We start from the raw sequence: 23,215 nt of genomic DNA on the forward strand, positions 1-23,215 counted from the left end.
ATATCTCGAACGACTCGCCGGTCACCGCCTTGGCGGGCCGGCGCCCGTGCTGGACGACCGGGCGGACGTCCAGCACGGGAATGCGCCCGACGGTCGTGTCGCCGCCGGTGCTCGGGGTCGGGGGTGTCGCAAGCGTGGCGGGCGCCGGGGGTGCCGGCGGCGTCGGGGGCGCCGGCGAAGGGTGCTTGGCGGGCATGACCGCTCCTGTCCGCGTCAACGTGGGTGGGCGGATGACTGTGGGGAGGTGGGTCCTGCTGGTCTACCGGTGGGGGTGTACCGGAGGAGCCTTCCCACACTCCTCGGGTGGGCAATCCGGCACTTTGTTAACTACTCACGCGTATGTCCACACACAAGACCGGCCGCATCCGGCCGTCGGGGAGCAACGGGAAAACCGGCCCCGTCCGGCGGAGGCGGGCGAGACACCACGGGGCGTCAGGGCGAAACACCCACCCGGGGAGACACCGGCACCGGTACTGTCATAAAGGACGACGAGACGCACCCAGCGTCCGACCAAGCGAACGCGCCGAGGTGGAATGTGAAGGCGATCCGCCGACTGACCGTCCGTCCCGTCCTCCCGGAGCCTCTCCGGCCGCTCAGCGAACTGGCCCGCAATCTGCGCTGGTCCTGGCATGCGGAGACGCGCGACCTGTTCCAGTCCGTCGACCCCGAGTGCTGGGCCGCCTGCGGCGGCGACCCGGTGCGGCTGCTCGGCACCGTACGGCCCGCGCGGCTGGCGGAGCTGGCGGAGGACCGGCGCTTCCGGCGCCGCCTCACCGCCGCCGTCGACGACCTCGACTACTACATGACCGGCCGGCGCTGGTACCAGACACAGGGCGAGAGCGCCGGGCTCCCCACCGCGGTGGCCTACTTCTCACCCGAGTTCGGCATCACCGCCGCCCTGCCGCAGTACTCCGGCGGCCTCGGCATCCTGGCCGGCGACCACCTCAAGGCCGCCAGCGACCTCGGTGTACCGCTGATCGGCGTCGGCCTGCTCTACCGGCACGGCTACTTCCGCCAGACCCTGTCCCGCGACGGCTGGCAGCAGGAGCACTACCCGGTCCTCGACCCCAACGAACTGCCGCTCACCCTCCTCGAGGAACCCGACGGCACCCCCGCGCAGGTCGCCCTCGCACTGCCCGGCGGCCGGGAGCTGCGCGCCCGGATCCGGCTGGCCCAGGTCGGCCGGATCCCGCTGCTGCTGCTGGACTCGGACGTCGAGGAGAACGGCGCCGTCGAGCGGGGCGTCACCGACCGGCTCTACGGCGGCGGCAGCGAGCACCGGCTGCTCCAGGAGATGCTGCTCGGCATAGGAGGGGTCAGGGCGGTGCGCACCTACTGCCGGCTCACCGGGCACCCCGAGCCGGAGGTGTTCCACACGAACGAGGGCCACGCCGGCTTCCTCGGCCTGGAGCGCATCGCCGAACTCTGCGACCGGGGGCAGGAGTTCGACCCGGCGCTGGAGACGGTCCGGGCGGGCACCGTCTTCACCACCCACACCCCCGTCCCGGCCGGCATCGACCGCTTCGACCGCGAGCTGGTCGCACGCCACTTCGGCCCCGCCGCCGAGCTGCCCCGTATCGACGTCGAGCGGATCCTGCGGCTCGGCATGGAGACCTACCCGGGCGGCGAGCCCAACCTGTTCAACATGGCGGTGATGGGCCTGCGGCTGGCCCAGCGCGCCAACGGCGTCTCCCTGCTGCACGGGGGCGTCAGCCGGGAGATGTTCTCCGGGCTGTGGCCCGGCTTCGACGCCGACGAGGTGCCGATCACCTCCGTCACCAACGGGGTGCACGCGCCCACCTGGGTCGCCCCCGAGGTGTTCCGGCTCGGCGCCCGGCAGATCGGCGTGCAGCGCGCCGAGGACGCGCTGACGGTCGGCGGCTCCGACCGCTGGGACTCCGTCGCCGACATCCCCGACCAGGAGATCTGGGAGCTGCGCCGGACCCTGCGCGAGCAGCTGGTGACGGAGGTGCGGGAGCGGCTGCGGACCTCCTGGCGGCAGCGCGGCGCGGGCACCGCCGAGCTGGGCTGGATCGACGACGTCCTCGATCCGGACGTGCTCACCATCGGGTTCGCGCGCCGGGTGCCGTCGTACAAGCGGCTGACGCTGATGCTGCGCGACCGGGACCGGCTGATGGAACTGCTGCTGCACCCCGAGCGGCCGGTGCAGATCGTCGTGGCCGGCAAGGCGCACCCGGCCGACGACGGCGGCAAGCGGCTGGTGCAGGAGCTGGTGCGGTTCGCGGACGACCCGCGGGTGCGGCACCGTATCGTGTTCCTGCCGGACTACGGCATGGCGATGGCGCAGAAGCTGTACCCGGGCTGCGACATCTGGCTGAACAACCCGCTGCGCCCGCTGGAGGCCTGCGGCACCTCCGGGATGAAGGCGGCGCTCAACGGCTGTCTCAATCTGTCGGTGCTGGACGGCTGGTGGGACGAGTGGTTCCAGCCGGACTTCGGCTGGGCGATCCCCACCGCCGACGGCTCCGCAACCGACCCCGAGCAGCGCGACGCCATAGAGGCCGCCGCCCTCTACGACCTGCTGGAGCAGCGGGTCACCCCGCGGTTCTACGAGCGGGGGCAGAGCGGGCTGCCGGACCGCTGGATCGAGATGGTCCGCCGCACGCTGAGCCTGCTCGGGCCCAAGGTGCTGGCCGGCCGGATGGTCCGGGAGTACGTGGAGCGGCTGTACGCCCCGGCGGCGCAGGCGCACCGTGCGCTGGACCCGGACACGGCGCGCGGCCTGGCCGAGTGGAAGGCGCGGCTGCGCACGGCCTGGCCGGGCGTGAGCGTCGACCACCTGGAGACCTCCGCCGCCCCCGCCACCGCGGAGCTGGGCAGCACGCTCGGGCTGCGGGTGCGGGTCCGGCTCGGCGAACTGGCCCCGGAGGACGTGGAGGTGCAGGCGGTCTCCGGCCGGGTGGACTCCGAGGACCGGATCAGCGACGCGGCGGGCGTCCCGCTGAAACCGGTGGGCGGCCCGGACACGGAGGGCCGCTGGATCTACGAGGGGCCCCTCGCCCTGGACCGTACCGGCCCCTTCGGCTACACGGTCCGTATCCTGCCCGCCCACCCGCTGCTGGCGTCGAGCGCGGAACCGGGCCTGGTCGCGACACCTGCGGAGGAAGTGGTGGAGGCGGCGGGGCTGCTGATGAGGTGACCGGGGGCGGGCCGGGGCCGCAGCCGGCCCCGGTCAGTCCTCCGCCTGGTCGGCGGTCAGCCGGCGCAGCACCGTCCCGCAGCGGCGCGCGTAGGCGTGCTGCAGTCCGCGGGTGGCCGCTCCGCCGGCCCGGGTGTACCAGGCGGCGGGGCGGCTGAAACCGGTCACGGTCAGCCAGACGGTGCCGTCGCCGGTGCGGTCCACCACGAACGCCTCCTCGCCGCTCTCCGGGTGCCCCGCCAGGGTGCCGTACGCCCAGCCGGCCCGGCGGTGCTCCTCCACCGTCCACACCACCCGGCAGGGCGCCCGGACCAGTCCGGCGAGGGTGACGGTGACGTCGACTCCGGGTGCGGCGCGGTCGGCGTCCGTGTCGACGCCGACGCCGAGCGCGCGGTGCATCTCCCAGGTCAGCACCGCCTCGGACGCCCTGCGGAACACCGGCTCGCCCTCCCCGATCCGGGTACGGACGTGCAGCGGGCGGAACCCCGGCGGGCAGGAGCCCGGCTCGCGGGTCGCGCCGACGGCGTCGTAGGTGAAGTCCCGTGCTGGCATGGGGCCCAAGCGTAGGGCGGCACCCGGGGACGCAGGGTCCCGGGTGCCGCCCGTCACACGGCCCGCCCGTCGGTTACGGGAAGGTCAGCTTGAAGCTGTCGATGTACCCGGTGTCCCACCTGGCCCGGTCCTGCACGCGCAGCTGCCAGGTGCCGTTGGCGGTCTCCGAGGAGGCGTCGACGGTGTACGTCTCGTTGACGTCGTCCGCCGAGTCGGAGGAGCTGGTGTCCTTCAGCCGGTACGCCGTCCCGTCCGGGGCCAGCAGGTCGATCTGCAGGTCACCGCGCCAGGTGTGCACGATGTCGACCGTGGCCCGGAGGTTGCTGGGCGCGTTGCCGGCCCGGCCGGAGACGGTGACCGAGGAGGTGACCGCGGCGCCGTTGTCCGGGATCGCCACATCGGTGGAGTTCTCGAAGGAGTCACCGCCGCCACCGCCGCCGTCGGAGCGCTCGCCGACGTTGACACCGGCCCAGGCGTCCTGGACCGCCTTGTACTCGTCGCTGTCGGTGCCGTACAGCTCACCGGTCGCGGCGAGGGTGCCGGTGCGGGCGCCCGCGTAGTTGGTGGTCGTGGTGAACTTGGTGGTCAGTGCGCGGAACCAGATCTTCTCCGCCTTGTCGCGGCCGATGCCGGTGACCGGCAGCCCGTCGGAGGTCGGCGAGTCGTAGGTGACACCGTTGATGGTCTTGGTGCCGCTGCCCTCGCTCAGCAGGTAGAAGAAGTGGTTGGCGGGCCCGGACGAGTAGTGCACGTCGATCGAGCCGATACCGGAGTACCAGTAGTCCTTGGACGCGCCGTCCCGGCTGGGCCGGTCCATGTAGCGCAGCGGGGTGCCGTCGCCCCGGATGTTGATCTTCTCGCCGATGAGGTAGTCACCGACGTCCTCGGAGTTGTCCGCGAAGAACTCGACGGTCGCGCCGAATATGTCGCTGGTCGCCTCGTTCAGGCCGCCGGACTCGCCGCTGTAGCGCAGGCCCGCGGTGTTGGACGTCAGACCGTGCGTCATCTCGTGGGCGGCGACGTCGATGGAGGTGAGCGGGTTGGCGTTGCTGCGGCCGTCGCCGTACGTCATGCAGAAGCAGCTGTCGGACCAGAACGCGTTGACGTAGTTGTTGCCGTAGTGGACCCGCGAGTAGGCGGCCACGCCGTCGCCGCGGATACCGCTGCGGCCGTGCACGTCCTGGTAGTAGTCCCAGGTCAGTGCCGCGCCGTAGTGGGCGTCGGCGCCGGCCGACTCCAGGTTGGACGGGCTGCCGTTGCCCCAGACGTCGTCGCTGCCGGAGAACAGTGTGCCGGTGCCGGAGGAGCCGCGGTTGAGGTTGTACGTGCGGTGGTTGCCGCGCGCGCCGTCCGTGAGGTTGTACGACGACCCGGACCGCGTGGTGGTCAGCTCGACGGTGCCGCTGTACACGGTGTGGCCGGTGCCGTTGTGGACCGCCTGGTACTCGTACAGCTTCTCGCCGGTGGCGGCGTCGGTGATCACATGCAGTTCGTTCGGGGTGCCGTCCTCCTGGAGGCCGCCGACGACCGTCTCGTACGCCAGCACCGGCTCGCCCTCGGCCGCCCAGACCACCTTGCGCGGGGCGCCCTCGGCGTCCGGCCGCTGCGCCCCGGCGTCCTCGGCCGCGGACACGGCCTGCCGCTCGGCGCTGGCGGCCGTGATCCGCGGGGTCGTGGTGGCGGGCCGGACCGCGGTACGGGTGGCCTTGACGACGTTCACGGTCCGGCCGGCGGCGGAGGTGGTGACGACCAGGTCGCCGCCGAGGACGGGCAGCCCGTCGTAGGTGCGCTCGTAGCGGGTGTGCACGGTGCCGTCGCGGTCCTTGAACACGTCGCGGACGACCAGCTTCTCCTTGGCGCCCAGGCCCAGGTCGTCGGCGGTGTCCACCTTGGCGGCGTCCGCCTCGCGCAGCAGCTCGGCGCGCTGGGCGGGGCTGAGCTCGACCGCCTCGGCGCCGGGCGCGGGGGCCGCGGTCGGGGCGGCGGTGGCGGTGCCGGACTGGACCGCCGCGGCGATCAGCGCGGCGACACCGGCCAGGGCGACGGCCGCGGTGCGGCGGGTGGAGCGGCGGGGTGTGGTGTGGGAGGTGCGTCTGTGGGGAGAACTGCTGCTCAACACTGACTCCTTCTGCGTGGCCGCGGGGTGCGCGACCAGGGGAGGCCGGACGGCGGGTGGGCCGCCGGCGGTACAGGGCGTACGCAGAACCACGTGCGGGAGCGGGCCGCGGCACAGCACGGGACGGTGCCGTGGGGTTGCTGTGGAGCGGCCATGGAAAGCGTGGCAAATGTGGCGTCGATTTGTCAGGGGCGCGTCATAAAGTTGGCTGGATTACGTCCGTTGTCCAGGAGTTCACGTCCGCTATACGGACCGGTGGTGATCGGCGGGGGCGGGCGGCTCCGGGTGCACGGGCGGCACCTCGCGGCGCAGGGGCGGCTCGCCGTGCCAGGACCGCCACAGCGCCGCGTAGGCACCGCCGGCCGCCACCAGCTCGTCGTGGGTGCCGAGTTCCGACAGCCGGCCGTCCTCCATCACCGCCACCCGGTCGGCGTCGTGGGCGGTGTGCAGCCGGTGCGCGACGGCGATCACCGTACGGCCCCGAAGCACCGCGGCCAGCGCCCGCTCGGTGTGCCGGGCCGTCGCCGGATCCAGCAGCGCGGTGGCCTCGTCGAGGATCAGCGTGTGCGGGTCCGCCAGTACCACCCGGGCCAGCGCCAGCTGCTGGGCCTGCGACCCGTCCGGGCCCTCGGCGTCCGCGCCCAGCTCGGTGCCGAGGCCGTCGGGCAGCTCTCGCACCCAGCCGTCGGCGCCGACCGCGGCGAGCGCGGCCCACAACGCGTCGTCCGCGGCGGTGGGTTCGGCGATGAGCAGATTGTCGCGAACCGTGCCGAGGAAGACATGGTGCTCCTGCGTGACGAGCACGACCTGGCGGCGCAGCCGCTCCGGGGAGAGCGCGGCCACCGGCACCCCGCCCACCGTCACCGAGCCCGCGGTCGGCGCCTCGACGCCCGCCAGCAGCCTGCTCAGCGTCGTCTTGCCCGCGCCGGACGGCCCGACGACCGCCAGCCGCTCGCCCGGCCGGACGGTGAGGTCGACGCCGCGCAGCACCTCGCCGCCGCGGCCGTAGGAATAGCGCACATCCGTGACGTCGATACGGTCGTGTGCCGGGGCGGGGGAGTCGCCGGCCGTGTCCCGCGGGGCCGACGCCAGCCCCTCCACCCGGGCGAACGAGGCGCCACCGGCCTGCAGGTCCTCGACCCGGTACAGAACCTCGTCCAGCGGTGCGCCGAGCCGCTGGAAGTACAGTGCCGCCGCCACCACCGCGCCCAGGCTCATCGCTCCCTGCGCGTGCAGTACCCCGCCGGCCAGCAGCGCGCCCGCCACCGGAACGGCCTGCGAGACGCCCACCACGAGGAAGAACACCGTGCGCAGATACAGCGTGTGGTACCGGGTGCGCCGGGAGGCCTCCAGCGCCGCACGGCTCGCCGCGATCCGCCGCCCGCGCAGCCGGAACGCCTCCACCGTGCGGGCCCCGGCCGTGGTCGCCGCGAGGGTCTCCGCGACGTCCGAGGTGGCCGCGCCCTCGGAGAGATAGCCGTCCCGGGCCCGGCGCAGATACCAGCGCAGCGCCGGCCCGATCGGCGCCAGCCCCAGCAGCCCGACCACGCCGAGCAGCGGGTCCAGCACGAACACCGCACCCAGCAGGAACAGCGCCTGCACGCCGTTGATCAGCAGCTCCGGCCCGGCGTCGCGGAGGGTGACGCCGACCTTGGTCACGTCCGCCGTGCCACGCGCCGTCAGGTCTCCCGTCCCGGCCCGCTCCACCACCGACGAGGGCAGCGCCAGGGCCCGGTCCACGAAGCGCTCCCGCACCCGGGCCAGCGTCCGCTCACCGAACCGGTGTCCCACGTTCCGCGCCCAGCGTGCGAGGAGCATGTGCGCCACCGTGCACACCAGGATGGCGAGCGCCATCCGGTCCACGGCGCCGACCCCGCCCCCGGCACGTACCTCGTCCACGATGCGGCCCAGCAGCCAGGGCGCGGCCAGGCCCGCTGCAGCCGCCAGCGCGTTCAGCGCGAGCAGCGCGGTGAAGGTCCGGCCGTCGGCCCGGACCAGGGCGGCCACCGCGCGCCGGACCTCGGTGCGCCCGGCGACGGGGAGATGACGTGGCGTCATCCGGTGACCTCCTCGGCGTCCGCGGCTGCCCCGGCGTCCGCGGCTGCGGCCATGTCTGCGTCTGGGTCTGCGTCTGCGTCAGCCTGCGCGGCCGGGCCCGCGTCCCGTGAGACGAGCGCCCGGTAGCCGGGCGCGGTGTCGAGGAGCTCGCGATGGCTGCCGGTGGCCGTGACCTTGCCGTCGACCAGGTAGTGCACGACGTCGGCACGGTCCAGCAGCAGCGGGGAGGTGGCGGCCAGCACGGTGGTCCGGCCCGCGCGGGCCTGCCGGAGGCGGTCCGCCACGGTGGCCTCGGTGTGGGCGTCCAGTGCCGACGTCGGCTCGACGGCGAACAGTACCTCGGGGCCGGCCGCCAGGGCCCGGGCCAGCCGCACGCGCTGGCGCTGGCCGCCGGAGAGGTTGCGGCCCTGCGCGTCGATCGGCGAGGCGAGGCCGGCGGGCAGGGCCCGCACGATGTCGTCGGCCACGGCGGTGTGGACGGCCCGCACGAGGTGCGCCTCAGAGGGTGCCTCTACGGGCTGCCCGGCGGCTGCGGGTGTGTTGTGGCCGGGCGCGCAGTTCCCCGCGCCCCTGGGGTGGTGGCTGTCGGTCGGCGGGTGGCCGGTCGTGCGGTTCGCCGCGCCCCCGGGGGGTGTCTGAGAGGTGTCCAGTATTTCGCGGAGCGTGCCCGCGAACAGGTCTGCCTCCGCGTCGGCGACCAGGATGCGCTTGCGGATCTGGGCGAGCGGCAGTTCGTCCAGGCGTATGCCGCCCCAGGTGGCGTCCGACGGCGTGTAGCGGCCCAGGCGGTCCACGACGGCCGCCGCGTCCGCCGGGCGGGCGCCGGCCAGGACGGTCAGGCGGCCCGGCAGCACCCGGACCCCGGACTCCGGGTCGTCCAGCGCCGCGGGCTCCACCGGAGCCTCCCGCCGGCCGTCGTCCGCCGCCGGCTCCAGGCGGAGGAAGGCGGTGACCCGCCGGGCGGCCACCAGACCGCGGCTGACCAGCTGACCCATCTCGATCATGAATGCCACCGGGCCGACCAGCACCGCCACATAGCCGTACACCGACACCAGCTCGCCCACGCTGATCCGCCCCTGAACGGCCTGCCGGGCCGCGAGCCAGGTCACCACCGCCGCGAACAGCGTCGGCAGTCCGACGCCCAGCGACTGGACCCAGCTGGTCACCGCCCCCACCCGGTAGCCCTGCTCACGCAGCCGCCCCGAGTCCCGGCGGAACGCGTCGCCGGCCAGCCCCTTTCCGCCCAGACCGTTGAGCACCCGCAGCCCGCCCGCGATGTCGCCGATCCGCGCGGTGAGCACGCTCTGCCGCTCCCGGTACTCCGTCTCGGCGCCCTGCAGCCGCCCCAGCAGCGGCCCCACCAGCACGCCGATCAACGGCAGTCCGAGCAGCACCACCGCGGCCAGCTGCACCGACACGGACAGCAGCAGCCCGGCGACGACCGCATACCCGACGACCGCGCCGACGCCCGGTCCGACCGCCGTCAGCGAGCTGCCGATCGTCACCACGTCACCCACCCCGATGGTGACGATCTCCCCGGCGCCGGCCCGGCGCCGCAGCGCGGCCCCCAGCCGCACCGCCTGATCCACCACGACCTTCACCGTGCGGAAGTTGGCGTCCATCCGCACCCGCGTCATCGTGCGGTGCCGCATGATGCCCAGCCAGGCGTTGAACGCCCCCACCGCGAGCAGCGCACCCGCCCAGCCCGCCAGCGTCGCCACGGCACCGGGCGCCAGTCCGTCGTCGATCGCGCGGGACATCAGATACGGCAGCACCGCGAGCAGCGCCATCCACACACTGGACAGCAGCGCCCCGACCGCCGTCCGCCCGGCCTGCCGCCGCACCAGCCACCACAGATAGTGCCGGCCGCTGCGGGCGTCGGGCGTGCCGGGATCCCCGTACGCGTCGATCATCCGTCCCCCCCCCGTGACGTGCCGTCGGCACAACGGTGCCCGCGGCGGCTATGCCAGGCTGTCCCGCCATGCCCTGTGCAGGTCCGCGAAGCGACCCGAGCCCGCGATCAGTTCCGCCGGAGTGCCATCCTCCATGATCCGGCCCCGCTCCATCACCAGCACCCGGTCGGCGATCTCCACGGTCGACAGCCGGTGCGCGATGACCATCGCCGTACGACCCTTCAGCACCGTCGACATCGCCCGCTGCACCGCCTGCTCGCCCGGGATGTCCAGCGAACTGGTGGCCTCGTCGAGGATCAGCACCGCCGGATCGGCGAGCAGCGCCCGCGCGAACGCCACCAGTTGCCGCTGACCGGCGGAGATCCGCCCGCCCCGCTTGCGTACGTCCGTGTCGTAGCCGTCGGGCAGCGCGCTGATGAAGTCGTGCGCGCCGATCGCCTTGGCGGCCCGCTCGATCTCCTCCCGGGTCGCCTCCGGACGCCCGATGGCGATGTTGTCGGCGACCGTGCCGGAGAACAGGAACGCCTCCTGCGTCACCATCACCACCCCGCGGCGCAGTTCGGGCACCGCCAGGTCGCGCAGGTCGGTGCCGTCCAGCAGCACCCGCCCGGCGGACGGGTCGTAGAACCGCGCCAGCAGCTTGGCCAGCGTCGACTTGCCCGCGCCGGTCGAACCGACCACCGCCACGGTCTGCCCGGCCGGGATGGTCAGGTCGAACCGGGGCAGCACCTCGCCGCCGGTGCGGTAGCCGAAGCCGACCGCGTCGAAGACGACCTCGCGGCCGGGGTGCGCCGACCGCCGCGCCGGGAGCTCCACCGGTGCCACCGGCTCCGGAACGGACGGCGTCTGCGCCAGCAGGCCCGCGATCTTCTCCAGGGAGGCGCCCGCCGACTGGGCCGAGTTCAGGAACATGCCGAGCCGGTCGATCGGGTCGTACAGCCGGCGCAGATACAGCACCGCCGCCGCCAGCACACCCAGCGCAAGCGTGCCGTCCGCGACCCGGTAGGCACCCCACAGCACGATCCCGGCGACCGTGGTGTTGGCCACCAGCCGTGAACCGACCACGTAGCGGGCCATCTCCAGCAGGGCGTCGCCGTTGGTGCGCTCGTGCCGCCGGTTCAGCACCGCGAATTCGGCGTCGTTGGCCGCCTCGCGGCGGAAGGCACGCACCGGCCGGATGCCGTTCATCGTCTCCACGAACTTCACGATCACGGCCGCGATCGCGGTGGACCGCGCCCGGTAGACCCGGCCCGCCCGCCGCTGGTACAGCCGCACCAGCGCGTACAGCGGCACGAACGACGCCACCGCGACTGCGCCCAGCCCCAGGTCCAGCCAGAGCAGCAGCACCGCGATGTAGACGAACGACAGCACCACCGTGACCAGTTCCTGCAGGCCCTCGTCGAGCAGCTCCCGCAGCGACTCCACGTCCGTGGTCGACCGGGAGATCAGCCGGCCCGAGGTGTAGCGCTCGTGGAAGTCCACGCTGAGCGCCTGGGCGTGCCGGAAGATCCGGCCCCGCAGGTCCAGCAGCACGTTCTGGTTGACCCGGGCGGAGGCGGTGATGAACGCGTACTGCAGCGCGCCGCCGGCCACTGCGCACAGCAGATAGCCCACGCCCACCGCGACCAGCGGCCCGTACCGCTCGTCCCGGAGCGCCGGCACGGCCGTGTCGATCGCGTACGCCACCAGCAGCGGGCCCGCCTGCACCGCCGCCTGCTGGAGCAGCAGGAGCAGCGTGGTGACGGCCACGCGGGCCTTCATCGGGGCCAGCAGGGAGCGCAGCAGCGCACCCGTGGCACCCGGCGGGGAGGGCAGGACGTCGTGGTCGAACGGGTCGTCGCCGGCCGTCGGGGACTTCTCGTCCGGCCGCTCCTGCTCCGGAACGGTCGTCGCGGGCGCCGTCATCCGTCCTCCCCTGCTCGTCGTCCCTGCTGTCCCTGCTGTCCTTGCTGTCCTTGCTGTCCTTGGGGTTCCTGGGGTCCGTGTCGCTCCTGCCGTCCCGACATCAGACGGGCGTACTCGGCGTTGCCGCGCAGCAGTTCGTGGTGGGTTCCCACGGCGGTGATCCGGCCGTCGGAGAGCAGGGCGACGCGGTCGGCGAGCAGCACCGTGGACGGGCGGTGGGCCACGATCAGGGCGGTGGTGTCGGAGAGCACCCGGCGCAGCGCCGCCTCGACGGCGGCCTCGGTGTGCACGTCCAGCGCGGACAGCGGATCGTCCAGGACGAGGAAGTCCGGCTGCCCGACCACGGCCCGGGCCAGGGCCAGCCGCTGCCGCTGACCGCCGGACAGGCTGAGGCCCTGCTCGCCCACCGGGGTGGCGCTGCCCTGCGGGAGGGCGTGCACGAAGTCGGCCTGGGCGACGGACAGGGCGCGCTGCAGCGCGCCGTCGTGGACCTCCCCCGGGCCGTCGGCGATGCCCATCAGCACGTTCTCGCCGACGGTCGCCGAGAACAGCGTGGGCTCCTCGAAGGCGACGGCGACCCTCGCACGCAGCTCCGCACGGGGCAGGGTGGTGATGTCCTCGCCGTCCAGGGTGATCCGGCCGGCGGTCAGCTCGTGCAGGCGGGGGATCAGCGCGGTGAGCGTCGTCTTCCCGCTGCCGGTGGCGCCGACCAGGGCGAGGGACTCGCCGGGGCGGATGTGCAGGTCGACGCGGTCGAGGACGGGCGGGGCGTCGGGCGGGGCGTCCGGATAGCGGAAGGTGACGTCGTGGAAGCGGAGGCCGTCCGCACCGGCCGCGGGCGGTCGGGCCCCCCTGCGTGCCCGGACGGCCCGGGAGGTGCCCTCAGGGGCGGCACACGTGGGCGCGCCGGCACGGGACTCCGGCTCCGCGTCCATCACCTCGAAGTACCGCTCCGTGGCCGTCGCCGCCTCCTGACTCATCGCCAGCAGGAACCCGATCGACTCCACCGGCCACCGCAGCGCGAGCGCCGTGGACAGGAACGCCACCAGCGTCCCCGCGGACAGCGCCCCGTCGGCCACCTGGACCGCGCCCACCACCAGCGCCGCGCCGATCGCCACCTCCGGCAGCGTCACGATGACCGCCCAGATCGCCGCCAGCAGCCGCGCCTTGTGCAGCTCCGTCCCGCGCAGCGTCTTCGACAGCTCCCGGAACGCCCGCGCCTGGGTGCGGTGCCGACCGAACCCCTTGATGATCCGGATGCCGAGCACACTCTCCTCGACCACCGTCGTCAGATCCCCGACCTGGTCCTGCGCGAGCCGGGCCACCGCGGCGTACCGCTTCTCGAAGAGCACGCACACGACCATCACCGGCACGGCGGGGCCGAGGATCACCAGCCCCAGCGTCCAGTCCTGGACCAGCATGATCACCACGCCGACGATGATCGTCACCCCGTTGACCAGCAGGAAGGTCAGAGGGAAGGCGAGGAACAAGCGCAGCAGCATCAGATCCGTGGTGCCTCGGGACAGCAGCTGTCCCGAGGCCCACCGGTCGTGGAAGGCCACCGGCAGCCGCTGCAGATGCCGGTACAGATCCGCCCGCATCTCCGCCTCGACATGCGACAGCGGCCGGGCCACCAGCCACCGCCGCAGCCCGAACAGCAGCGCCTCCGCGATGCCGAGGAGCAGCACGTACAGCGCGCCCAGCCACACTCCCGCCGGGTCCCGGTCGGCGACCGGTCCGTCCACCAGCCACTTGAGGACGAGCGGGATCACCAGCCCCACGCAGGAGGCGAGGATCGCGATGAACGCGGCGGTGAACAGCCGCGCCCGCACGGGCCGGACGTACGGCCACAGCCGCAGCAGCGTCCGTACGGCGGAGCGGTCCTGGGCGGGTGCGGGCTCGGTGGCTTCGGGTGTCGTGGGCATCAGCAGCGAGACTACGGAACGCCACTGACACTGCCCACCGGGTTTTGGCCCGACCGTACTCCGCCGTTGGACCTACGACCTGCGCCGTCGGGGCGTCGGCGAGGGTCCGTCAACCCAGCGCCTTCAGCAACAGCACCGCCCGCTCCGGCACCGTGATCGCCGCTCCCGCAGGATGCACTCCCCCGGGGGCCTCGGCCTGCTCCTCCCGCGAGGTGTCGACGACGACCTCGTACTGCCCGGCCCACGGCGGACCCGGCAGCACGAACTCCACCGGCCGCTCCCCGGCGTGCAGCACGGCGAGGAAACTGTCGTCGAGGATCGGCGCGCCCCGCTCGTCCCGCCCGGGGATGTCCCGCCCCGACAGATACATGCCCAGCGTCGCCGTGGGCGCGTACCAGTCGCCCTCCGTCATCTCCGTGCCCCCCGCGGTGAACCAGGCCAGGTCCCGAAGCCCGTGCGCGGAGCGGGCCCGCCCCGAGAAGAAGGCCCGGCGCCGGAGCACCGGATGCCGCTGCCGCAGCTCCGTCAGCCGGGACGTCAGTTCGAACAGGGCTCTCCAGCCCGGATCCTCCAGCAGACTCCAGTCCAGCCAGCTGATCTCGTTGTCCTGGCAGTACGCGTTGTTGTTGCCGCGCTGTGTGCGGCCCATCTCGTCGCCCGCGACCAGCATCGGCACGCCCGTCGACAGCAGCAGCGTGGTCAGCAGGTTCCGCAGCTGGCGCCGTCGCAGCGCCCGTACCGCCGCGTCGCCGGTCTCGCCCTCGGCCCCGCAGTTCCACGCCCGGTTGTCGTCCGTGCCGTCCCGGTTGCCCTCGCCGTTGGCCTCGTTGTGCTTGCGTTCGTACGACACCAGGTCCCGGAGGGTGAAGCCGTCGTGCGCGGTGATGAAGTTGACCGACGCGTAGGGGCGCCGCCCGCCCCAGGCGTACAGGTCGCTCGACCCGGACAGCCGGTAGCCCATCTCCCGTACGTCCGGCAGCGCGTGCCGCCAGAAGTCCCGCACGGCGCCCCGGTAGCGGTCGTTCCACTCGGTCCACAGCGGGGGGAACGCGCCCACCTGGTAGCCGCCCGACCCCACGTCCCACGGCTCGGCGATCAGCTTCACCCGGCGCAGCACCGGGTCCTGCGCGATCACCGCGAGGAACGGGGACAGCATGTCGACGTCGTGCATCGAGCGGGCCAGCGCCGCGGCCAGATCGAAGCGGAAGCCGTCCACGCCCATCTCGGTCACCCAGTACCGCAGCGAGTCCGTGATCAGGCGCAGTACGTGCGGCTGGACGACGTGCAGGGTGTTGCCGCAGCCGGTGTAGTCGGCGTACCGCCTGGCGTCGGACTGCAGCCGGTAGTAGCCGCGGTTGTCGATGCCCTTCAGGGACAGCATCGGGCCCAGCTCACCGGCTTCGGCGGTGTGGTTGTAGACCACGTCGAGAATCACCTCGATGCCGGCCGCGTGCAGCGCGCGCACCATCCGCTTGAACTCGCCGACCTGCTCGCCCCGGGTGCCCGAGGCGGCGTAGCCGGAGTGCGGGGCGAAGTAGCCGACGGAGTTGTAGCCCCAGTGGTTGCGCAGGCCCCGCTTCAGCAGATGGTCCTCGTGCGCGAACTGGTGCACCGGCAGCAGCTCCACCGCCGTCACACCCAGCTTCACCAGGTGCTCGACCGCCGCCGGGTGGGCGAGGCCCGCGTAGGTGCCGCGCAGCTGCTCGGGGACAGCCGGGTGCAGCTTGGTGAAGCCGCGCACGTGCAGCTCGTAGATGACCGAGTCGGCCCACGGGGTCTTCGGCCGGTGGTCGTCCGCCCAGTCGTCGTCATCGTGGACGACCACCCCCTTGGGGACGTGCGGGGCGGAGTCGCGGTCGTCCCGCACCGTGTCGGCGACCTGCTGCTCCGGCCAGTCCCGCACATGCCCGTACACCTCCGGCGGCAGCCGGAACTCGCCGTCCACCGCGCGCGCGTACGGGTCGAGCAGCAGTTTCGCCGGGTTCCAGCGGGCGCCGGTCCACGGGTCCCAGCGGCCGTGCACCCGGTAGCCGTAGCGGCGCCCCGGCAGTACTCCCGGCACGAAGCCGTGCCAGATCTCGTGCGTCAGCTCGGTCAGCCGCACCCGGCTCTCCCCGCCGCCGTCGCCCGGCTCGTCGAACAGGCACAGCTCGACAGCCTCCGCGCCGCCCGCCCACAGGGCGAAGTTGGTGCCCGTCACCCCGTCGGGCCCGGTCCGGTACCGCGCACCGAGCGGCACCGGGGTACCCGGCCACGCGGGCACGGCCGGCGGCGGCACGGCCCGCCGCACCCCGTTGACGGCGGCGCGGCGTCCGCCCTCGGCGGCGGGTTCACCGGACACCGCCTCCTGCTCGGCTGCGCTGGACACCTGTCAGCCTCCCGCGGCTCGTGGAACGACGGGGCCAGGACGGGGAACGGCGAGGACGGAGAAGAACGAGGAGGAAGGGCGCGCGGCGTCCCGGCCGCTGCCGATCCCGTCGTGTCAGCCCATGGCGCCGTCCCGTCGCGTCGTCCTTCCCTCATTTCTGCCCACCGCTTGGCTCGCACTCACGTTTCCCCGGGCGGACGCCGTCGTTACGCGTGGTTGTGAGGCACGCACAGGGACGCGCACGGCGCGCGGGGGCCGCACTGGCCGCCGTACTGACATGGGCAGGACTGCTGACCGGGGCCGTCGGCTGTACCTCGGCCGGCACCGGTATCGGCGGGGTGTTCGGCAAGCCCCCCACCCCGGAGGAGGCCATCCGCATCTCTCCGGACGACGGCAGCCGGGGCGTACGGCCCGGGAAGCGGCTGTCGGTCCGGGTGTCCGACGGCCGTCTGGAGTCGGTGAAGGTCGTCAGGTCGCGGGACGCCCGGCACACCGCGGTGCCGGGGCGGATCTCCGCCGACGGGCTGCGCTGGGAACCGGAGGACGAACGGCTGGCGCTCGCCGCGAGGTACACGGTCGACGTCGTCGCCCTGGACGGCCGGGGCAACCGCTCCACCCGGCACGCCACCTTCACCACCCATGTCCCCGACGAGCGTTTCATCGGCTATGTCGCCCCGGAGAACCGTTCCGTAGTCGGCACCGGCATGATCGTCTCCGTGGAGTTCAACCGGAAGATCACCCGCCGGGCCGCGGTGGAACGCGCGGTCACGGTGACCGCGGAGCCGCCCGTGGAGATCCGCCCCCACTGGTTCGGCAGGGACCGTCTCGACTTCCGCCCCGAGCACTACTGGAAGCCCGGCACCGAGGTCACCGTCGACCTGCGGTTCCGGGACGTCGAAGGGGCGCCCGGGGTGTTCGGGCTGCAGCACAAGAGGGTCTCCTTCACCGTCGGCCGCAGCCAGGTCTCGGTGGTCGACGCGGCCCGCAAGACCATGAAGGTGCGCCGGGACGGCGAGCTGCTGGCCACCGTGCCGATCACCGCCGGGGCGCCGAAGACCACCACCTACAACGGCCGGATGGTGGTGACCGAGATGCTGGACGTCACCCGCATGGACAGCCGCACGGTCGGTTTCGGGGGCGAGTACGACATCCCTGACGTGCCGCATGCCATCCGGCTGACCTACTCCGGCACCTTCCTGCACGGCAACTACTGGGCGGAGGAGGATGTCTTCGGCCGCTCCAACGTCAGCCACGGCTGCATCGGCCTGCGCGACGTCAAGGGGGGCGGTGCGGACACCCCGGCGGGCTGGTTCTTCGACCGCAGCCTCGTCGGCGACGTCGTCGAGGTGACCGGCAGCAAGGACCGGACGGTGGCCCCGGACAACGGGCTCGGCGGCTGGAACATGACCTGGAAGGAGTGGCGGGCGGGCAGCGCCGCCGAGTGACCGCCCGGTTCCGCACGCGGCACGGAGCCCGGTGCGTGACGCGGTACGGAACTCGGTTCGTGACGCGGCGCGGAACTCGGTACCTGACGCGGCGCGGAACTCGGTACGGAACAGTGACAATCCCCGCGGCCGATATGCCCCTGGCCTGTGGTTACCATGCGCGTCTGCGCACACTCGCGCACCGGGGAGGAGCGGGCCGGACCAGGCCCGGCGAGGGGAGACGACGTGAACGTGCGTCCGATATCGGGGGCGTCGGCCGGCATACCAGGACGGGGCGGCAGAAGGCTGTCGGCGCTGGCGCTCGGGGCGCTGCTGCTGGCGGTGACCGCGTGCGGCGGAGGATCGGGCTCGGGGGCCGGGTCGGGTGACGGCAAGGGGAAGGCCGGCGCGGACTCCACCGCGGCGCAGAGCAAGCAGTCCGAGGCGGTCATCACCGTCGCCCCGGAGAACGGCGCCGAGTCCGTCGGGACCAGCGGCGCGCTGCGGGTCAGCGTGGCCAAGGGCAAGCTGACCGAGGTGGTCGTCAAGGACGCCGACGGCAACCGGGTCGACGGGAAGACGGCCGCGGACGGCGCGAGCTGGACGCCGTCCACCCATCTGGCCGCGGCTACCGAGTACCAGGTGCACGCGGTCGCCGAGGACTCCGCGGGGCGCACCGCCGCCGAGGACGCCAGGTTCACCACGCTGACCCCGAAGAACACCTTCATCGGGCGCTTCACCCCCGAGGACGGCTCCACGGTCGGCGTCGGGATGCCGTTCTCCCTCCGCTTCACCCGGGGCATCACCAACCCCGAGGACGTGGAGAGGGCCATCCGCATCACCACAGAACCGGCCGTCGAGGTCGCCGGCCACTGGTTCGGCAACGACCGGCTCGACTTCCGGCCGGAGAAGTACTGGAAGGCCGGCACCAAGGTGACCGTCGACCTCAATCTCGACGGAGTCGAGGGCCGCGACGGCGTCTACGGCGAGCAGGACAAGACCGTCACCTTCACCATCGGCCGCAACCAGGTCTCCGTGGTCGACGCCAAGAAGCACACCATGCAGGTCATGCGCGACGGCAAGGTCGTGAAGACCATCCCGGTCACCACCGGCGCCCCGGGCAGCGCGACCTGGAACGGCAAGATGGTCATCAGCGAGAAGCACAGGGTGACCCGCATGAACGGCGACACGGTCGGCTACGACGGCGAGTACGACATCAAGGACGTACCGCACGCCATGCGCCTGACCACGTCCGGCACCTTCATCCACGGCAACTACTGGGGCGGCGACGCCTTCGGCAACTACAACGCCAGCCACGGCTGTGTCGGCCTGCGCGACGTGCGCGGCGGCTGGGACAAGAAGGTCGCCGGGGCGTGGTTCTACACCAACTCCCTGCTCGGCGACGTCGTGGAGGTCAAGAACTCCGACGACGGCGTGGTCGCCCCGGACAACGGCCTCAACGGCTGGAACATGCCCTGGGAGGAGTGGAGGGCGTGAACCTCCGCCGACCCCTGTGACGCGCCCGCGACGAGCCCCGGTGTGAGCGACCGCACCGGGGCCGCTGCCGTTAGTGGGCGTTAACCTGCTGTGCATGACCGTACTTCTCGAAGTCGCAGACGGCGTCGGCACCCTCCGCCTCGACCGCCCGCCGATGAACGCGCTGGACATCGCCACGCAGGACCGGCTCAAGGAACTCGCCGAGGAGGCCGCGGGCCGCGCCGACGTGCGCGCCGTGGTGATCTACGGCGGGGAGAAGGTGTTCGCCGCGGGCGCGGACATCAAGGAGATGCAGGCGATGGATCACGCCGCGATGGTCCTGCGCGCCCGCGCCCTGCAGGACTCGTTCACCGCGGTGGCCCGCATCCCCAAGCCCGTGGTGGCCGCGGTGACCGGCTATGCGCTGGGCGGCGGCTGCGAGCTGGCGCTCTGCGCCGACTACCGGATCGCCGGGGAGAACGCCAAGCTGGGGCAGCCGGAGATCCTGCTCGGGCTGATCCCGGGCGCCGGCGGCACCCAGCGGCTGTCCCGGCTGGTCGGCCCGTCCAAGGCCAAGGACCTGATCTTCACGGGCCGTCAGGTCAGGGCCGACGAGGCGCTGACCATCGGCCTGGTGGACCGGGTGGTTCCGGCCGCCGAGGTCTACGAGCAGGCGCACGCCTGGGCCGCGCGGCTGGCGCAGGGACCGGCGATCGCGCTGCGCGCCGCCAAGGAGGCGGTCGACACCGGTCTGGAGACCGACATCGAGACCGGGCTCGCCGTCGAACGGAACTGGTTCGCGGGCCTGTTCGCCACCGAGGACCGGGAGCGCGGGATGCGCAGCTTCGTGGAGGAGGGGCCGGGCAAGGCGAAGTTCCTCTGAGTGCCCGTCCCCTCCGCGGGAGCGCGAGTCCCTCGAAGGGGCGGTTTATGGCAGCCTTAAGGCAACCTTAAGCGTGCCTTGCGGGGGGAGTTCCCCGGTTGCCGCCGGACGGGTCGAATGCGCAGGTGAAGAAGGCTGTTCCGACCTCTGAACTGCCTTTGGCATATGCCTGTCGAGCTGCCCGGAATGAGAGGTTCCGGGGGAGCTATTCCCCCGGAACGGCCCCGGAGCGCTCCGGGGACGGCCATGATGGGGGGCATGGCGGGGCTGGAGGGTACGGAACAGCCGCGGGGCGCCGGACGGGCGACCGCGGCGCGCTGGTCACCGGCGGTCGAGGACGAACGGGCGCTGAAGTCGCTGGAGTTGTTCGGCAACCCGACCGACACCGAGGTGCCGCTGCCGTCCCGTCCCGAGTCCGCGGCCACCGCTCGCCGACTGGCGCAGGTGGTGATCCTGCGTCAGTGGGGCTTCCCGCCGAGGTTCGCGGAGGACGTCGTCCTCCTTGTGTCCGAACTTGTCGGCAACGCGGTGCGGCACACCGGCGCCCGGGTCTTCGGCCTCCGGATGCGCCGCCGCCCCGGCTGGGTCCGCGTCGAGGTCCGCGACCCCTCCCGAGGGCTGCCCTGTCTGATGCCGGTCCAGGAGACCGACGTCAGCGGCCGGGGCCTCTTCCTCGTCGACAAGCTCTCCGACCGCTGGGGCGTGGATCTGCTGCCCCGTGGCAAGACGACCTGGTTCGAGATGCGGGTGGTGGACCGCTGAGGGCTCCGCTGGAAGTGCCGCGCTGTGCCGTCGCTCGTCTGCGGTGCCGTCGTGGCTGGTCGCGCAGTTCCCGCGCCCCTTCAGGGCACTGCCGAACCGCAGCGGACCTCGCCCGACCTGCTTGGGGCCTGTCGGCGGATCAGGTCGCAGGAGGCCGACCGGACCGGTCAGTGCGGCAGGGGCGTCCCGGAAGTCGGCAGGCTGCCGGCTGGGGTGAGCAGCAGCTCCGATCCCACCGGCCGGTAGCCGGCCGCCTGGAACGCCCGCAGGCTGCGGGCGTTGCCCGGTGACACCTGGGCCCACACCGGCTCGCCTCCGCTCAGCTGCCGGGCGGCCCTCGCCAGGGCCCGCCCCAGCCCCCGGTGCCGTACCTCCCCGCCCACCTCGACCGCCGCCTCCAGGCGCCCGGCGATCCCGCGCCCCAGCACCAGGACGCCGCCGTCCGCCGTCCACACCCGGACATCGTCGCGCCGCCGACGGGAGCTGACGACCCGGGGATGGCCGGGGTCCTCGAGCTCCTTCAGCGTGACCGCCGGCTCGCCCGCCAGCGCACCGGCCACCGTCATCACATCGATGGTGTCGCTGCGCCGCCCGGTGCGCTCCATCAGGGCCGTGACGAACCGCGCGTTCATCGTCGCCGCGAGCTCATCGCAGTCCAGCGCGCCCAGCGTCGCGCGCACCCACCGGGGATCCTCGTCCGTGAAGACCACCGAGTGCGCGGTGAAGGCCAGAATCCCGGCGTCACGCCGGGAGGGCTGCGGAACGACCGTGGTGCCCCCGTCGTCCGGCGGGAACTCCCCCCGCGCCGCGCCGTCGAGGATCTCCCGCAGTGTTCCGCCCGCCATCACGCCCTCCTCCGTGCGTCCCGTCCCCGGCCCGACCTGCCTCGCCCGGCCGATAGTCTGACCCGCGTCAGCAGGTGATCACAGCATGGAACGAGAGGCCCATCGGTGGCGGACATCGAGGAAGCGCGCAGGCAGTTCGACCGGATCGACGAGGACGGTGACGGCTTCATCACCCCGGCCGAGTTCAAGACCGCCCTGGCCCAGGGCGGCGACTGGAACGTCACCGAGTCCGTCGCGGAGGCGATCATCGCCAGCCGCGACGCCGACGGCGACAAGCGCATGTCGTTCGACGAGTTCTGGGCCTATCTGAACAAATGAGAGCAGTCGCCGACGCCGGTGCGGGGACATGCCCCGGGTCACCGGCGTCGGGCCACCCGGGTCACCGGCCCGGATCGTCCGCCGGCCGACCGGTGGCCGAGGCGTCCGCCGGTACCGTCCGCAGGTCGCCCCTCGGCACTCAGCCTCAGCACTCGATGATGTTCACCGCGAGCCCGCCCCGGGCCGTCTCCTTGTACTTCACCGACATGTCGGCGCCGGTGTCCTTCATCGTCTTGATGACCTTGTCCAGGGAGACCTTGTGGCTGCCGTCGCCGCGCATCGCCATGCGGGCCGCGGTGACCGCCTTGACCGCGGCCATGCCGTTGCGCTCGATGCACGGGATCTGGACGAGGCCGCCGACCGGGTCGCAGGTCAGGCCGAGGTTGTGCTCCATGCCGATCTCGGCGGCGTTCTCCACCTGCTCCGGGGACCCGCCGAGCACCTCCGCCAGCGCGCCCGCCGCCATCGAGCAGGCCGAGCCGACCTCGCCCTGGCAGCCGACCTCGGCGCCGGAGATGGAGGCGTTCTCCTTGAACAGCATGCCGATCGCGCCGGCGGCGAGCAGGAAGCGGATCACGCCCTCCTCGTCGGCGCCGGGGACGAAGTTCACGTAGTAGTGCAGCACCGCCGGGATGATGCCGGCCGCGCCGTTGGTCGGGGCGGTGACGACCCGGCCGCCGGCCGCGTTCTCCTCGTTCACCGCCATGGCGTAGAGCGTGATCCACTCCATCGCCAGGGCCTGCGGGTCGCCCTCCGAGCGCAGCTTGCGCGCGGTCGTCGCGGCGCGTCGGCGCACCTTCAGACCGCCCGGCAGAATGCCCTCCCTGGACATGCCGCGGGCCACGCACGCCTCCATGACCCGCCAGATCTCCAGCAGGCCCGCGCGGATCTCCTCCTCCGAGCGCCAGGCGCGCTCGTTCTCCAGCATCAGGCCCGAGATGGACAGACCCGTCTCCCGGGTCAGCCGCAGCAGCTCGTCGCCGGTCCGGAAGGGGTGCTTGAGGACCGTGTCGTCCAGCTTGATGCGGTCCGCGCCCACCGCCTCCTCGTCGACGACGAAGCCGCCGCCCACCGAGTAGTACGTCCTGGACAGCAGCTCCGCGCCCTGGGCGTCGTGGGCCCACAGGGTCATGCCGTTGGCGTGGTAGGGCAGCGCCTTGCGGCGGTGCAGCACCATGTCCTCGTCGAAGGAGAAGGCGATCTCGTGGTCGCCGAGGAGGCGGAGGCTGCCGGTGGACCTGATCTTCTCCACACGCTCGTCGGCGGTCTCCACGTCCACCGTGCGCGGCGAGTCGCCCTCCAGGCCGAGCAGAACCGCCTTCGGGGTGCCGTGGCCGTGGCCCGTCGCGCCGAGGGAGCCGTACAGCTCGGCCCGTACCGAGGTCACCGGTTCCAGCAGTTCCTCGTTGCGCAGCCGGAGGGCGAACATGCGGGCCGCGCGCATCGGGCCGACCGTGTGCGAGCTCGACGGGCCGATGCCGATCGAGAACAGGTCGAAGACCGAGATGGC

At 73.0% G+C, this 23,215-nt stretch carries 16 protein-coding genes; 6 read left to right on the forward strand and 10 right to left on the reverse strand.

Annotated elements, in window-relative coordinates; translation table 11 throughout:
- Positions 1-196 (reverse strand): maltotransferase domain-containing protein (locus V5O46_RS30455; protein WP_332887967.1); only part of this gene is annotated, 196 nt, incomplete at its 3' end.
- 339 nt (positions 197-535) lie between these two features.
- On the opposite strand from V5O46_RS30455, the gene V5O46_RS30460 reads away from it, so the two are divergent.
- Positions 536-3,160 (forward strand): glycosyltransferase family 1 protein, encoded by a 2,625-nt coding sequence (locus V5O46_RS30460; protein ID WP_332887968.1) that lies wholly within the window; start codon positions 536-538, stop codon positions 3,158-3,160.
- A gap of 33 nt (positions 3,161-3,193) precedes the next feature.
- Here V5O46_RS30460 and V5O46_RS30465 read toward each other — a convergent pair whose 3' ends face one another.
- The 7 genes from V5O46_RS30465 to glgX all read right to left on the reverse strand — a co-directional run bounded on the left by V5O46_RS30465 (position 3,194) and on the right by glgX (position 15,997).
- Complete coding sequence (locus V5O46_RS30465; protein ID WP_332887969.1) at positions 3,194-3,712, reverse strand: DUF1990 family protein; 519 nt, start codon at positions 3,710-3,712, stop codon at positions 3,194-3,196.
- Between the two features lie 73 nt (positions 3,713-3,785).
- Positions 3,786-5,828, reverse strand: a complete 2,043-nt coding sequence (locus tag V5O46_RS30470; RefSeq protein WP_332887970.1) for a M4 family metallopeptidase — start codon at positions 5,826-5,828, stop codon at positions 3,786-3,788.
- Positions 5,829-6,071: 243 nt separating this feature from the next.
- Positions 6,072-7,886, reverse strand: coding sequence for an ABC transporter ATP-binding protein (locus tag V5O46_RS30475; RefSeq protein ID WP_332887971.1), 1,815 nt, complete (start codon positions 7,884-7,886; stop codon positions 6,072-6,074).
- Positions 7,883-9,799, reverse strand: coding sequence for an ABC transporter ATP-binding protein (locus V5O46_RS30480; protein WP_332887972.1), 1,917 nt, complete (start codon positions 9,797-9,799; stop codon positions 7,883-7,885). The genes V5O46_RS30475 and V5O46_RS30480 overlap by 4 nt, the downstream gene beginning before the upstream one ends.
- A gap of 48 nt (positions 9,800-9,847) precedes the next feature.
- Complete coding sequence (locus V5O46_RS30485) at positions 9,848-11,704, reverse strand: ABC transporter ATP-binding protein (protein WP_332887973.1); 1,857 nt, start codon at positions 11,702-11,704, stop codon at positions 9,848-9,850.
- The gene (locus tag V5O46_RS30490) at positions 11,701-13,629 is read right to left on the reverse strand and encodes an ABC transporter ATP-binding protein (protein WP_332887974.1); all 1,929 of its coding nucleotides are present in this window, start codon (positions 13,627-13,629) and stop codon (positions 11,701-11,703) included. Before V5O46_RS30490 ends, V5O46_RS30485 begins: the two co-directional genes overlap by 4 nt.
- Before the next feature lie 109 nt (positions 13,630-13,738).
- Positions 13,739-15,997: a glycogen debranching protein GlgX gene (gene glgX, locus V5O46_RS30495; protein WP_332887975.1), complete on the reverse strand. Its 2,259-nt coding sequence runs from the start codon at positions 15,995-15,997 to the stop codon at positions 13,739-13,741.
- Positions 15,998-16,215: 218 nt separating this feature from the next.
- Between glgX and V5O46_RS30500 the strand changes: the two genes are divergently transcribed.
- From V5O46_RS30500 to V5O46_RS30515, 4 genes are all read left to right on the forward strand, one after another.
- Positions 16,216-17,442: a L,D-transpeptidase gene (locus tag V5O46_RS30500; protein WP_332887976.1), complete on the forward strand. Its 1,227-nt coding sequence runs from the start codon at positions 16,216-16,218 to the stop codon at positions 17,440-17,442.
- Positions 17,443-17,667: 225 nt separating this feature from the next.
- On the forward strand, positions 17,668-18,918 hold the full coding sequence (locus V5O46_RS30505; RefSeq protein ID WP_332887977.1) for a L,D-transpeptidase: 1,251 nt from the start codon (positions 17,668-17,670) through the stop codon (positions 18,916-18,918).
- A gap of 94 nt (positions 18,919-19,012) precedes the next feature.
- Positions 19,013-19,780, forward strand: coding sequence for an enoyl-CoA hydratase/isomerase family protein (locus V5O46_RS30510; RefSeq protein ID WP_332887978.1), 768 nt, complete (start codon positions 19,013-19,015; stop codon positions 19,778-19,780).
- Between the two features lie 258 nt (positions 19,781-20,038).
- Entirely contained in the window at positions 20,039-20,542 is a 504-nt protein-coding gene (locus tag V5O46_RS30515) for an ATP-binding protein (protein WP_332887979.1), read from the forward strand.
- Between the two features lie 167 nt (positions 20,543-20,709).
- Here the strand turns inward: V5O46_RS30515 and V5O46_RS30520 are convergent, their stop codons facing one another.
- Positions 20,710-21,387 carry a GNAT family N-acetyltransferase gene (locus V5O46_RS30520; protein ID WP_332887980.1) on the reverse strand — a complete coding sequence of 226 codons (678 nt, stop codon included), beginning with the start codon at positions 21,385-21,387 and terminating at the stop codon, positions 20,710-20,712.
- Between the two features lie 105 nt (positions 21,388-21,492).
- Here V5O46_RS30520 and V5O46_RS30525 point away from each other — a divergent pair, with 105 nt between their 5' ends.
- Complete coding sequence (locus V5O46_RS30525; RefSeq protein ID WP_332887981.1) at positions 21,493-21,705, forward strand: EF-hand domain-containing protein; 213 nt, start codon at positions 21,493-21,495, stop codon at positions 21,703-21,705.
- A 145-nt stretch (positions 21,706-21,850) separates the two neighbouring features.
- On the opposite strand, the gene V5O46_RS30530 is transcribed toward V5O46_RS30525, so the two are convergent.
- On the reverse strand, positions 21,851-23,215 hold a 1,365-nt coding region (locus V5O46_RS30530), incomplete at its 5' end, for an L-serine ammonia-lyase (RefSeq protein ID WP_332887982.1).

Source organism: Streptomyces poriticola (assembly GCF_036689765.1).
Taxonomy (GTDB): domain Bacteria; phylum Actinomycetota; class Actinomycetes; order Streptomycetales; family Streptomycetaceae; genus Streptomyces; species Streptomyces poriticola.